General features: G+C 67.1%; 7 protein-coding genes, 1 tRNA gene, 1 rRNA gene and 1 pseudogene. 3 read left to right on the forward strand and 7 right to left on the reverse strand.

Going from position 1 to position 12,072, the window contains the following annotated elements; genetic code table 11:
• Positions 1-71: 71 nt before the first annotated feature.
• Entirely contained in the window at positions 72-2,816 is a 2,745-nt protein-coding gene (locus ABDZ92_RS07170) for a DUF5695 domain-containing protein (RefSeq protein ID WP_125960651.1), read from the forward strand.
• A 40-nt stretch (positions 2,817-2,856) separates the two neighbouring features.
• On the opposite strand, the gene ABDZ92_RS07175 is transcribed toward ABDZ92_RS07170, so the two are convergent.
• The 3 genes from ABDZ92_RS07175 to treF form a co-directional block, all read right to left on the reverse strand.
• On the reverse strand, positions 2,857-3,732 hold the full coding sequence (locus ABDZ92_RS07175; protein ID WP_125960650.1) for a manganese catalase: 876 nt from the start codon (positions 3,730-3,732) through the stop codon (positions 2,857-2,859).
• Positions 3,733-3,870: 138 nt separating this feature from the next.
• Entirely contained in the window at positions 3,871-4,341 is a 471-nt protein-coding gene (locus ABDZ92_RS07180; protein ID WP_125960649.1) for a MaoC family dehydratase, read from the reverse strand.
• A gap of 11 nt (positions 4,342-4,352) precedes the next feature.
• Complete coding sequence (gene treF / locus ABDZ92_RS07185) at positions 4,353-6,041, reverse strand: alpha,alpha-trehalase TreF (protein ID WP_425542285.1); 1,689 nt, start codon at positions 6,039-6,041, stop codon at positions 4,353-4,355.
• Between the two features lie 157 nt (positions 6,042-6,198).
• Between treF and ABDZ92_RS07190 the strand changes: the two genes are divergently transcribed.
• Both ABDZ92_RS07190 and ABDZ92_RS07195 read left to right on the forward strand, forming a co-directional pair.
• On the forward strand, positions 6,199-8,652 hold the full coding sequence (locus ABDZ92_RS07190; RefSeq protein ID WP_164521251.1) for a TonB-dependent receptor: 2,454 nt from the start codon (positions 6,199-6,201) through the stop codon (positions 8,650-8,652).
• A 239-nt stretch (positions 8,653-8,891) separates the two neighbouring features.
• The gene (locus tag ABDZ92_RS07195; RefSeq protein ID WP_125960646.1) at positions 8,892-10,793 is read left to right on the forward strand and encodes a glycoside hydrolase domain-containing protein; all 1,902 of its coding nucleotides are present in this window, start codon (positions 8,892-8,894) and stop codon (positions 10,791-10,793) included.
• A gap of 97 nt (positions 10,794-10,890) precedes the next feature.
• Here the strand turns inward: ABDZ92_RS07195 and ABDZ92_RS07200 are convergent, their stop codons facing one another.
• From ABDZ92_RS07200 to rrf, 4 genes and pseudogenes are all read right to left on the reverse strand, one after another.
• Positions 10,891-11,280 (reverse strand): hypothetical protein, encoded by a 390-nt coding sequence (locus ABDZ92_RS07200; protein ID WP_125960645.1) that lies wholly within the window; start codon positions 11,278-11,280, stop codon positions 10,891-10,893.
• Positions 11,262-11,413 (reverse strand): annotated as a pseudogene (locus ABDZ92_RS07205) (transposase domain-containing protein); the annotation flags it as partial. The pseudogene ABDZ92_RS07205 and the gene ABDZ92_RS07200, both read right to left, overlap by 19 nt.
• 297 nt (positions 11,414-11,710) lie before the next feature.
• Positions 11,711-11,787, reverse strand: a tRNA-Met gene (locus ABDZ92_RS07210).
• Between the two features lie 47 nt (positions 11,788-11,834).
• Positions 11,835-11,949: ribosomal RNA gene (rrf, locus tag ABDZ92_RS07215) — 5S ribosomal RNA — on the reverse strand.
• Positions 11,950-12,072 lie beyond the last annotated feature (123 nt).

Consider the following 12,072-nt stretch of genomic DNA (forward strand, 5'->3'; position numbering starts at 1 on the left):
GGCTGGTTTCATGCCGGTGAAGATACTGCCGTTGCTGCACCCTTGCCGCCGCAGACTAGGAGCCCCGCCGAATGCACGTCCTGCGCACCCTGCCCCTCGTCGCTCTGCTAGCAGCCGTGCCGCTGGTCCCGGTCCTGCAGCCCGCCTGGTCCCAGGAAAAGCCGGTCAAGAAGGCGCCGAAGCCGATCGCGCGCACCGCGTATCGGACGGCAGACTTCCGCATGGAGCTGCGCAGCGACACGGGGACGCTCGCGCGTCTGTCCCCCAATGCCGAGCCCGCCTTCGACTTCGTGCCGGGCGCGCGTGCGGCGGAGCGGGCCGAGGACGGCTATGTCCATCTGGGCGACCTCAACCTGCGGCTGCGTACGCCCGGCGGCGCCTGGCAGGACTTCGCCTCGTCCAGGAAGCGTGCGCCGCTCCGCAAGCTCGCCGCGCGGCCGGGGACGCTCGCGGCCGCCGATATTACCACCAGCATGGGCGCGAGCTTTCCGCTGAAGGTGGAGCGACGCTGGGCGACCGAGGGCAAGGCGGTGGCGCTGCGCTTCACCCTCACCAACCCGGGCAGCACCCCGATCGAGATCGGCGGCCTCGGCATGCCGATGGTGTTCGACAACATCATCACCGATCGCGAGCTGGAAACGGCGCACGCGCAGGCGAGCTTCGTCGACCCCTATATCGGCCGCGACGCCGGCTACCTTCAGGTGACGCGCCTGAACGGCAAGGGCCCGGCGCTGCTGGTCATCCCCGAGCGCGGCACCCCGCTGGAGGCCTATCGCCCGATCGCAGAGGCCCGCCACGCCAGGCCCGGCGACATCTTCACCGACCGCAGCCCACGCGGCCAGACCTCGGAAGGCTTCTACGACTGGACGGTGGCCAGCAAGGGCTTTGCCGACAAGGAATGGAAGAACGCCGGCGAGCAGTGGAACACGCCGACCAGCATCACTCTAGCACCGGGCGAGACCCGCACCATCGGCGTGCGGCTGGTGCAGGCACCCTCCATCCGCGGGATCGAGAACACGCTGGTGCAGCAGGCGCGGCCCGTCGCCGTCGGCATCCCCGGCTATGTCGTGCCGACCGACATGGATGCATCGCTGTTCCTCAAGAGCACCCAGCCGGTCATCAAGGTCGAGAGCGAGCCCGCCGGCGCGCTTACCGCGACTCCGGCGGCGCCGGTCAACGGCTGGGCGCGCTATGCGGTGCGCGCGAGCGGCTGGGGCCGGGCGCGCCTTTCGATCACCTATGCCGACAACAGCGTCCAGACGGTGAGCTATTTCATCACCAAGCCGCTCGAACAGGCGGTGGCCGACCTCGGCCGCTTCTCGACGACGCGGCAATGGTATGACGACAAGTCCGACCCGTTCCGCCGCGGCCCCTCCGTCATGTCCTATGATCGCGAGGCGAACCGCATCGTCACACAGGACGCGCGTGTCTGGATCGCGGGCCTGAGCGATGAGGGCGGTGCCGGCGCCTGGGTCGCCGCGATGATGAAGCAGCTCGACAACCCCGTGCGCGAGGAGGTCGCCAAGCTCGAGCGGATGGTGAACGAGACGGTGGTCGGCAAGCTGCAGGTCGCGAGCGGCCCGCAAGCGGGCGCGGTCAAGAAGAGCCTGTTCTACTACGAGCCCGGGCAGCACGCGGATTATTACGACCCGGGGCTGAACTGGAAGAACTGGACGGCGTGGACGAAAAAGCAGTCGGACGACCTCGGCCGCAGCTACAACTACCCGCACGTGGCGGCGGGCCACTGGGTGCTCTACCGGCTCGCCCGCAACCACACCGGCCTGGTGAAGACCCACAATTGGCGCTGGTATCTGGAGCATGCCTACCAGACCACGGTCGCGATGATGCGCGACGCGCCGCATTATGCGCAGTTCGGCCAGATGGAGGGCGACGTGTTCGTCGACATCCTCAAGGACCTGAAGCGCGAAGGGATGGCGCCCGAGGCGGCCGAGATGGAGCGGCTGATGAAGGGTCGCGCCGACCATTGGAAGACCCTGCCCTATCCGTTCGGCAGCGAGATGGCGTGGGATTCGACCGGCCAGCCCGAGGTCTATGCGTGGATGCGCTATTTCGGCCACCAACCGCAGGCCGACGAAACGCGCGAGGTGATCCTCGCCTATGACCCGGCCGTCCCGCACTGGGGCTATAACGGCAATGCGCGCCGCTACTGGGACTTCCTCTATGGTGGCAAGGTCCCGCGGATCGAGCGGCAGATCCACCATTATGGCTCGACCCTCAACGCGGTGCCGCTGTTCGACGCCTTCCGCGCGAACCCCAAGGACACCCACCTGCTGCGCATCGCCTATGGCGGGTTGATGGGCGGCATCACCAACATCGACCAGGAGGGCTTCTCCAGCGCCGCCTTCCACTCCTATCCCGACATGATGCAGTGGGACGCCTATACCGGCGACTATGGCATGGGCTTTTTCGGCCACGCCTATGCGACGGCGACCTATCTGGTGAACGACCCGACCTTCGGCTGGCTTGCCTATGGCGGCAACCTGAAGCAGCAGGGCGGCACGCTGCACGTCGAGCCCCGGGACAGCGCCCGCACCCGCCTGTTCGTGGCGCCGGCCGGACTGTGGCTGACGTTGGAAGCCGGCAAGATCGACGCGGCGGACTATGATCCCGCGAGCGGCCGGGTGACGCTGACGCTGTCGGGCAAGACGCGCTTCACCCCAGCGGCGCGCCTGCTGGTGGAGACCACGGTCGCGGGCGCCCGCACCTATGCGGTCGACGGCGCAACGGTGGAGCGTGGGGCCTATACGATCCCGCTGGCGGCCAGCGGCACGCGCGTGACCCTCACGCCCCGGTAGGCGAACGCGGGAGCGGCGGAGGGCCGCCGCTCCCGTTCCTTCAGGATGCAGCCGGCGGTGTCGGCACCTTCTGGGTCCCGTAGAGGCGCGGGTCCGTCGGCCCGAGCTCGAGCGGCGGGCCCATGGCCGGCGGCTCGGCGATGAATTCGAACTCGCCCTTGCCGTCCATCGACGGGCCCGATGCCCAGCGGCCGGTGGCGCTTTCGCCGCCGCGCGAATGCTGGAGATACTTGTACGCGAATTCCTCGCGCTGCAGTTCCTGGGGGAAGGTGATCGGGTTCGGCGTCTCGTCCAACCCTTCGGCCTCCAGTTCCGCGATCGCGGCCAGCCACTGGTTCTGGTGCATGGTATCGCGCGCGATCAGGTAGCTCAGCATGTCCTTCACGCCGGGATCGTCCGTCATGTTGTACAGGCGCGCCGCCTGGAGGCGACCCTGGCTCTCGGCCGTCACGTTGAAGCGGAAGTCGGCGAGCAGGTTGCCGCTCGACGTGATGTAGTCGGCAGTCCAGCGATTGCCCTGCGAGTCCACCGGCATCGCGCCGCCGCCGCTGACGATCGCGTGCTGCGGGCTCATGCTCGCGAACACCACGTCCTCGACGCGCGCGCCACCCATCACCGCGCCGACGATCGAATCCTTGGCGGCATGTTCCTGCGCTTCCACCGGAGACTGTTCGAGCAGGCGTGCGACCGTGGTGGCGAGCATCTCGACGTGGCCGATTTCCTCGGTGCCAATGTCGAAGGTCATGTCGCGATACTTGATCGGGCCGCGGCTGTTCCAGGCCTGGAACATATAGCCCAGCATCACGCTGATCTCGCCCCACTGGCCGCCGATCAGTTCCTGAAGCTTCTTGGCGTAGAGGGGATCAGGACGCTCGGGCGTACAGTTGTAGGCCGCCTCCTTGATGTGGATGAACATGCGAAACTCCTCCGATTGCGGTGACGCCTGAGGAAACCTGCCGGCCTCTGGCATCCCGCAAGCGCTCCGCAGGGAACGAAGGTTCGTACGGCTGCGACGGGAGGAGGCGCACAGCGGACATTACGCTCGCGTATTCTACTAGGTTAGGATTTCGCCCTCACCACCCGAGCGTGCGAAGATCTGAACGAGATTCGTGTACCGCATGACGGTGCGACCATGCTGGTTGGTGACGGTGACGCCGATGCGCACCACCCCGCGGTCCGGCTTGGTTCGCGACCTGGTGACCTCCAGGACCTCCCGGCGTGCGCGCAAGACGTCGCCTGGCCGCACCGCCTCCTCCCAGCGAAGCTCGTCGAGCTGGAGCCCAAGCAGCGGCATGTCGCCGAGCGGGCTGGTCTCCACCGTATCGCGCATCACCAGCGCTGCGACGTGCCAGCCGCTCGCGATGATCCCGCCAAACCGTCCCTGCGCCGCCGCCACCGGATCGACGTGCATCGGCTGCGGATCATAGGCCGTGGCAAAGGCGATCACCGCATCCTCGGTGATCGGGATCGGCCCGCCCTCCCAGGTTTCACCGACGGACAGGTCTTCGAGATAGCGAGCAGCCATGGAAGCCCCTTTCAGCGGGTGCGGACCGGCGCGCCGATATCCGGGTAGCGCTCCAGAATCGCGCTTGCCACGCCATTGGTCCAGCCGAAGCCGTCCTGCGTCGGATACTCGCCGCCGCCACCGGGCTTGCGCTCCTCGACGTCGTATTTCTCGAGCATCTTGCCGGTTTCGGCATAGGCGGTGGCGACCGTGTCGATCCAGCGGCGTGCGATCTCACGCGCGAGTTCCGGCTGGCCGGAGCGTTCCAGGCCCGCGATCGCGATCCACTGCAGCGGTGCCCAGCCGTTGGGTGAATCCCATTGCTGGGCGGTCCGCAGCGGCGTGGTCCGCAGCCCACCCGTCGCGAGCAGCGTCCGACGCACCGTCGCCGCGACGGCGGCAGCCTGCCTGGGAGACGCGGCGCCCGCGAACAGCGGATAGAGCATCGCGGCGGACAGGCGCGGCGTGGCGGCGCGCGCGACGCGGTCCCAATCCGCATAGCGCCCCTCCTTCGCCACCCAGAAATAGCGGTCGAGCGCAGCGCGGCGCTTGCTTGCAAAGGCGGCGAACCGGGTGGCGCAGCCCTGGTCGCCCGCGGCCGCACACCGGCGCGCGATCGAATCCTCCAGGATCAGCATCAGGCTGTTGAGGTCGACCGGCACGATGTCGGTGGTGCGGATCGAGGCGAGGCGCCGCGGATCGGCGAGCCACCGGCTGCTAAAGTCCCACCCGCTCTCCGCCCCTGCGCGCAGGTGCCGGTAGAGGATTTCGGCAGGGCGCGAAGCGTCTTCCTTCGCGGTGGCCACGTCCTCGGCGTAGGATTCATCGCGCGGCAGCGGGCGATCGTCCCAATAGCGGTTGAGCAGCGTTCCGTCCGGCATGCGCACCACGCGCGCGCAGGCACCCGATGCATCCAGACACGCGGCGCCCTGCATCCAATAGCCATGCTCGCGCTTCAGCGCCGCGAGCCGGCGCACAGCGAGCGCGGGATCGGCATCCTTCGACAGATCGAGCATCAGCGCGAAGAAGGGCGGCTGCGAACGGCCGAGATAATAGGTCCGCATGCCGTTGGGGATGTGGCCATAGCGCTCGATCGTGTCGGTAAAGTCCGCGAGCATCGATTCCACCAGCGGCTGCTCCCCGTCGACGGTCAGGCCCAGCATCGTGAAGTAGCTGTCCCAATAGTAGATCTCACGGAAGCGGCCGCCCGGCACCACATAGGGGGCCTGCATCGGCAGCGCCGAACTGCCCGCCGGCACCGGCTCCGGCTGGCGCACCAGCGTCGGCCAGAGCGTGCGGATGTGGCGGCGCAGGTCCGCGGCCTCGCGGTCGTTCACGCCCGGCACGACGAAGTTGGCGAGCACAAAGGCGCGCAGCGCCTCCGGCGTGGTCGGCCCGGCGCGGCGATACTCGGCCAGGATCGCCTCGGGTGCGCGCTTCGGCACTGCATCGACGAAGGTCTTGCCGTCGGGGAAGATGCGCCCGGTCTGCACCGCGCTGAAGAGGGGGCCGTAGATGTCGGCAGGCGATTGCTGCTGCGCGGGAAGCGGGCTCGCGACCAGTGCCGAGAGCGCAAGCAACCCGCCGATCAGCGAACGCGAAAGCATCATGTCTTGTCCTCTCGTCAGCGTAGCGCGCCGGTTGTGCCCAGATGCCGACCGATCAGCAACCCGGACATCCCGTTCCCCTACCGGCGCTACTCTGTGGCAAAAAAGCAGCAGTGAGCCGGCCTCGTATCTTGTACCTATCGCCGCAACTCGGAGAAACTACTATAACAGCTCTTGGGATGAAGATCCCATATTTGACGCCGACCAGATTAGAGTCGGAAGGTACAAGTGTAGGGGATGAGACATGCTTGCCATTTCCATTCGTCGACTGATGATCGGTACCGCTACCGGGGCGCTGATGACGGCACTCCCTGCACTTGCGCAAACGGCCACGGACGGGGCGCAAACGGCCGACAGCGCGCAGCGCGCCGCGCCGGAGGAGGGGCTGGTCGATACGAGCCAACCCAATGGTGAGGACATCATCGTCGTCGGCACGGCCGGCGGCGGCACGCGTCGGCAGGACGCCGCGTTTGCGGTAACGGCGCTTTCGAACGACGCCATCGAGCGCGCGGCACCCAACAGCACCGCCGATATCCTGCGGGCCGTTCCCGGCGTCATGGCCGAGAGTTCGGGCGGCCAGAATGGTGCCAACATCTTCGTCCGCGGCTATCCGTCCGGCGGCGACGCGCAGTTTGTGACCTTCCAATATGCCGGCGCGCCGGTGTTCGCGCCGCCTACGCTGTCGTTCCTGGAAAATTCGCAGCTGGTCCGGCTCGATGAGACGGTGCAGCGGATCGAGGCGGTGCGCGGCGGCACGGGATCGCTGTTTTCGCTCGGCCAGCCGGGGCTGACCGTGAACGTCGTTCCGCGGATCGGCGGCAGCGAGTTCCACGGCTTAGCCAAGCTCTCCTACACCGATTACGACGAGATTCGCGGCGATGCCTGGGTTTCCGGCCCACTCGACGAGGATACCGGCTTCATGGTCGGCGGCTTCTACGCCCAGGGCAACGGCATCCGCGATCCCGGCTTCCGCGCTGAAAAGGGCGGGCAGATCACGGGCAACATCCATCACGATTTCGGCGGTCGCGGTTCGGTGGAGGTGTATGCGCGCTACCTGAACGACCGCGGCGCCTGGCTGCTGCCGATCCCCGTCATCTCCGACAGCGACGGCGACATCCGCGCCTATCCTGGCTTCGATGCCGGCACCGGCACGCTGATGGGCCGGGATACGCGGATCACGACCAACGTGGTCGGCCGCACCCTCGACCTGCGCGAGGGCCGCGGCGCCAAGATCGTCAACACCGGCATCAACTTCGAATATGAAGTCGCCGACGGGCTGCGGCTGCGCGAGCGGACCAGCTTCCTGGGCGGCAATGCGGATACGCTCGGCCTGGTTCCGGTAGAGGCGCCGGTCGCGGCATCCGCCATGGCGATCACGCTGGGCGGCGCCGGCTCCACCGTAGGCGCGCTCACCTATGCAAGCGGTGGCGGTGCGGTCGAGGGCGGCGCTGACGCCCGGGTGATGCGCGCCGGCATCTGGGAAGTGCGCAAGAAGATATCGTCCTTCGTGTCGGACACGGCAGCCGAATGGAGCACGGGCAAGAACAAGCTGACCGCCGGCTTCTTCTACACCAACTATACGTCGCGCGACTCCTGGGTGCTGGGCAACCAGGTGCTGCTTGCGGCAGAGCCGAATGCGCGCCGCCTGAACCTGACGCTGAACGGGGGCCGCGCGGCGACGCTCAATGGCTTCACGAGCGGCCCCGCCTTCCAGGTCCGCGCGAACTACGAGGGCGAGGACTATGCCCTCTACGCCGTCGACGAACTGCAACTGACTCCGCAGCTGCGCATCGACGGCGGCATCCGCTGGCAGCGCCATGCCGTCGATGCGACGCTGCGTACGCCGATCGCGGGGGGCAACGTCAATCTCGATGGGGACCCACTGACGCTGTACGACAATTCCGTCACCGTGCTCGGCGGCCCCCGCACGATCCGCTATCGCAACGACGCCTGGTCCTGGACGGCGGGCGCCAACTACGACTTCACCGACGAGATCGGCGTCTTCGCCCGCTACAGCCGCGGCAACAGCTTCCCGCAGTTCGACAATCTGCGCGAGGCCACGGCCGAGAACATCGCCAACGATACCGGACTGGCCGCAACCGCGGAGGTCGATACCTATGAGGGCGGCGTGAAGATCTCGACCGGGATCGCCAACCTCTATGCCACCGTCTTCCACAACAAGTTCGAGGGCCTGGCGACCACCACGCTGATCGACAATGTGCCGGTCAGCTCGAACGGCGGCGCCAAGGCGACCGGCGTGGAGCTGGAAGGCGCCCTGCGGCCCACGTCGTGGTTCAGCATCACCGCGGCCGGCACCTATCTGGACGCCACGTACCGCGACTTCTTCACGGGCAACGGCACCATCGACAACACCGGCAACCGGGTGCAGCGCCAGCCCAAATGGATGTGGCGGGTGACGCCGGCGATCGACGTGGATGTCGGCAACCTGCGCCCGTCCCTCTTCGCGACGCTGCAATATACCGGCGACCGCTTCTCCGATCCGGAGAACCTGCAGGTGCTGCCGCACTTCTACCAGCTCGACGCCGGCGTCTCCGTCGAGGTGGCGCAGCGCATCCGGTTGCAGGTGACGGGCAACAACCTGACCGACGAGATCGGCCTGACCGAGGGCAACCCGCGGATCATCGGCGGCCAGGGCACGGGTCCGATCCTTGCCCGTCCGATCCTCGGTCGCTCGTTCCGGTTCAGCGCGGCGTTCGAGTTCTGACCGTGCGGCGGAGCGGCGGAAGGCCCTGAAGGGCGCACACGGGCCGGCGCAACGGCGGTAGAGGGCTTGCCCACTCTGGACACCGGGAGGTGGCCGGGCAAAGGAGCGGCAAGCTGCTCGCCTGCTGGAGGGAATGAATGCCGATATCGCCGAGCGCCGACGCTGGGGGATTTCCGCCGCGCGATCCGGAGGGACGTGGCATGCCGTTCCCCATCGCGTCTCCTCGCTCAGCTGGGCCAATGAAGCGAGCCCTCCTGGCCGCCGGTGCGGCACTGGCGTTCACGGCACCTGCAATCGCGCGCGAGAAGCCGGTCGACCTCGTCGATCCCTTCGTCGGCACCCTCGCCGATTTCGGGCAGCTCTCCCCCGCCGCCGTGGCGCCCTATGGCATGGTGCAGCTGGGGCCGGACACCGATCCTGCCAACCACGCCGGGTACGACTATGCGGCCCGCAGCCTGCGCGGCTTCTCGCACACGCGTGCGGTGGGCGTGGGCTGCGGCGGTGGCGGCGGCGACCTGCTGGTCTCGCTGCTGCCGGAGGGCTCTGGAGCGCTCGTGCCGCTCGACAAGGCAAGCGAGCGTGCAGGGGCCGGGCGCTACCGGGTCACCTATGCCAACGGCATCACCGCCGACATGACCGCCACCCGTGGCGCCGGCCTGCTGCGCTTCACCGTCGCCCGGGCAGGGCGCTACCTGCTCCGCTTCGATGCCGCGCACGCCTACACCCGGCGCCACGCCGCCCGGCTCACCGCCGAAGGCACTGATCTGCGGGCGACCCTGACCGCCGGCACCGTCTGCGACGAGGGTGCCTATACGATCCACAGCGCGAGCCGGATCACGGTGGACGGCACGCCGCGCGTTGCCGCCGGGACGATCACCGGCAACCAGGCTTCGCTTGCCCTCGATCTGCGCCGCGGCGCCGTCGTGGAAGTGCGCACGGGTCTCTCGACCGTCGACGCCGCGGCGGCAGCAGGGGTGCGCGACACGGAGCTCGGCACCCGATCGTTCGCGACGGTACTCGCGGGCACGCGTGCGCACTGGCAGCGGGAACTGTCCCGCGTCCGCATCGACGCCTCACGCGAACAGCGCGCGCTGTTCTACACGTCGCTTTTTCGGGTGATGCAGACGCCGGTGGCGATCGACGATCCCGATGGCCGCCACCGTGGCAGCGACGGCCAGGTGCACCGGTCCGCACCCGGCACCACCCGCTATGCCAGCTGGGCGCTGTGGGACAATTACCGGACCCAGATGCCGCTGATCGCGATCCTCGACCCGGACCGCGCCGCCGACATCGCACGATCGCTGGTGGCCCTCTATGGCGAGGGCAAGCAGCGCTGGTCGACCCGGACGGAGCCGTTCCTGACGGTGCGCACCGAGCATGCCGGCGTCGCGCTGCTCGACTTCTACCGACGCGGCATCCGCGGCTTCGATGCGCGTGCGGCCCTCGCCGGCATGGTACGCGAAAGCGAGACGCTGCAACGCGACACCCCGGACCAGCAGATCGAGGCCGCCTATGATGACTGGGCGGTGGCCGAACTCGCCGGAGAATTGGGGGAGCAGGCGATCGCGGAGCGCTTCCGCGCCAAGGCACTTTCCTATCGGAAGATGTGGCGCTCGGTGTTCGAGAACCTCGGGCCCGACGCGGACGTCGTCAAGGCACGGGGCCTCTACCAGGGGACGCTGTGGCAGTACCGCTGGGCGCCGGTGTTCGACCTCGACTGGATGGTGGCGACGCTCGGCAAGGAGCGCTTTCTGCGGGAGCTCGATCGCTTCTTTGCGGACGGGCTCTACAACATGACCAACCAGCCCGACATCCATACGCCCTGGCTCTACGCGGCGCTTGGTCGTCCGGATAATACGCGCGACCTGGTGCACCGCTACCTCACCGAGTCGGTGGACCACCCCTACACCAACGCCGGCAAGCGCCCCGTCCCCTTCCGCGGCCGCAGCTTCGCGCTGGCGCCGCAGGGGTATGCCGACGGCATGGACGACGACGCGGGTGCGATGTCGGCCTGGTACGTCTTCGGCGCACTCGGCTTCTATCCGCTGGTGCCGGGCAAGCCGGACTTGGTCACCACCACACCGTTGGTGAGACACGCCGAAATCACGGCGAAGAACCCGCGCGGGACAAACCGGGACTAGTCGGACGAACAGAGCGGCGGAACCGCAGAGTTCACGTAAGCGTCTGCTCAGGGCCGTCGACTGGGAAGAAGTGATGAGCTGCGGAGGGCTGGCAAGATCACCTTGTCATGCCGATCCACATGATCTCGACGAAGGCCGTTGCCATAAGAGCAATGACGGCTGCAATCCGGGGACGTGACATCGCGGCCGATGCGAAGCTCGCGATGACGAAGATCGCGGCGAAAGCAAACTCGGCCGTCGGAAAGGCGAAGAACGGCCTTGAGGCATGACGAAAATCGTCCTGAGCTTCGAACCAGCCTTGCATGCGCTTTGTTTCAAGCATCGTCCAGAACAGCCATATGGCGCTAATGATGGGCAGCACATAGCGCACTACGTGGTGGCCGGCGGTCTTGATGCGGGACGGCGTCATGTGCCGATTGTAGATGAAGGGGTGCGGCAAGCCATCGTTTTCGTTTCTCGGATGGAACGCTACGTGGTCCAGTTCCACGGTACGAGTTCGCCTATGCGGTTGCCAGGGTGCCCGTCGGCGATGCGCGTAAGCACGTCGCGCAGCCAGGCTTGGGGGTCGACAAAGTTGAGCTTGGCGGTCTGGAGAGGGTGTAGATCGCCGCTGCCCACTCGCTGTAGGTCCGCCGGCGCTCCGTCCCGGTGATGACCTCCATCCGCCCCATCTCCTGACCTCCTTCTGGACTCCAGGAGGAGACCACAGGTCCGGACATTGACGCCTACGCCGCCCCCGGCAACACGCGGCTCACCGGACGCTTACGGTCAGCGTGCTGTTTGGCGCCAGTTCGGCTGAGGAGGCGCGCACGGCACACCGCGACCGTTTCCACGCGGGTAGGCTATCTCCAGGTTCTGAACGCCCATGCCCCGGACGCAACAAAGCCCGCTGTCTTGCGACAAGCGGGCTTTGGTGTTGGTTGCGGGGACAGGATTTGAACCTGTGACCTTCAGGTTATGAGCCTGACGAGCTACCGGGCTGCTCCACCCCGCGCCAGGGTGAATTGCATTGTGAATGGGTATGTGAGCACGAGCTTCAATGCCTGGCGACGACCTACTCTTCCATCGCTTGAGCGATAGTACCATTGGCGCGGTCTGGTTTCACGGCCGAGTTCGGGATGGGATCGGGTGGGTCACAGACGCTATAGCCACCAAGCAATGAAGCCGGTGCACACAAGTTTTTCAAATCGATGTTAAGGCTGAGGGTACATCCACATCGTGACAACCAGGGTTGTCGTTGATGGTGGGACTCTTCAAGCGCGAATAGGACAATTAGTAT

It is taken from the genome of Sphingomonas molluscorum (assembly GCF_039522995.1).
GTDB lineage: Bacteria > Pseudomonadota > Alphaproteobacteria > Sphingomonadales > Sphingomonadaceae > Sphingomonas > Sphingomonas molluscorum.

Bases quoted from the DNA above. Each gene is read 5' to 3' on its own strand.
- ABDZ92_RS07195 (WP_125960646.1), top strand. From the start codon at position 8,892: ATGAAGCGAGCCCTCCTGGCCGCCGGTGCGGCACTGGCGTTCACGGCA.
- ABDZ92_RS07180 (WP_125960649.1), bottom strand. From the start codon at position 4,341: ATGGCTGCTCGCTATCTCGAAGACCTGTCCGTCGGTGAAACCTGGGAG.
- ABDZ92_RS07190 (WP_164521251.1), top strand. From the start codon at position 6,199: ATGATCGGTACCGCTACCGGGGCGCTGATGACGGCACTCCCTGCACTT.
- ABDZ92_RS07170 (WP_125960651.1), top strand. From the start codon at position 72: ATGCACGTCCTGCGCACCCTGCCCCTCGTCGCTCTGCTAGCAGCCGTG.
- ABDZ92_RS07175 (WP_125960650.1), bottom strand. From the start codon at position 3,732: ATGTTCATCCACATCAAGGAGGCGGCCTACAACTGTACGCCCGAGCGT.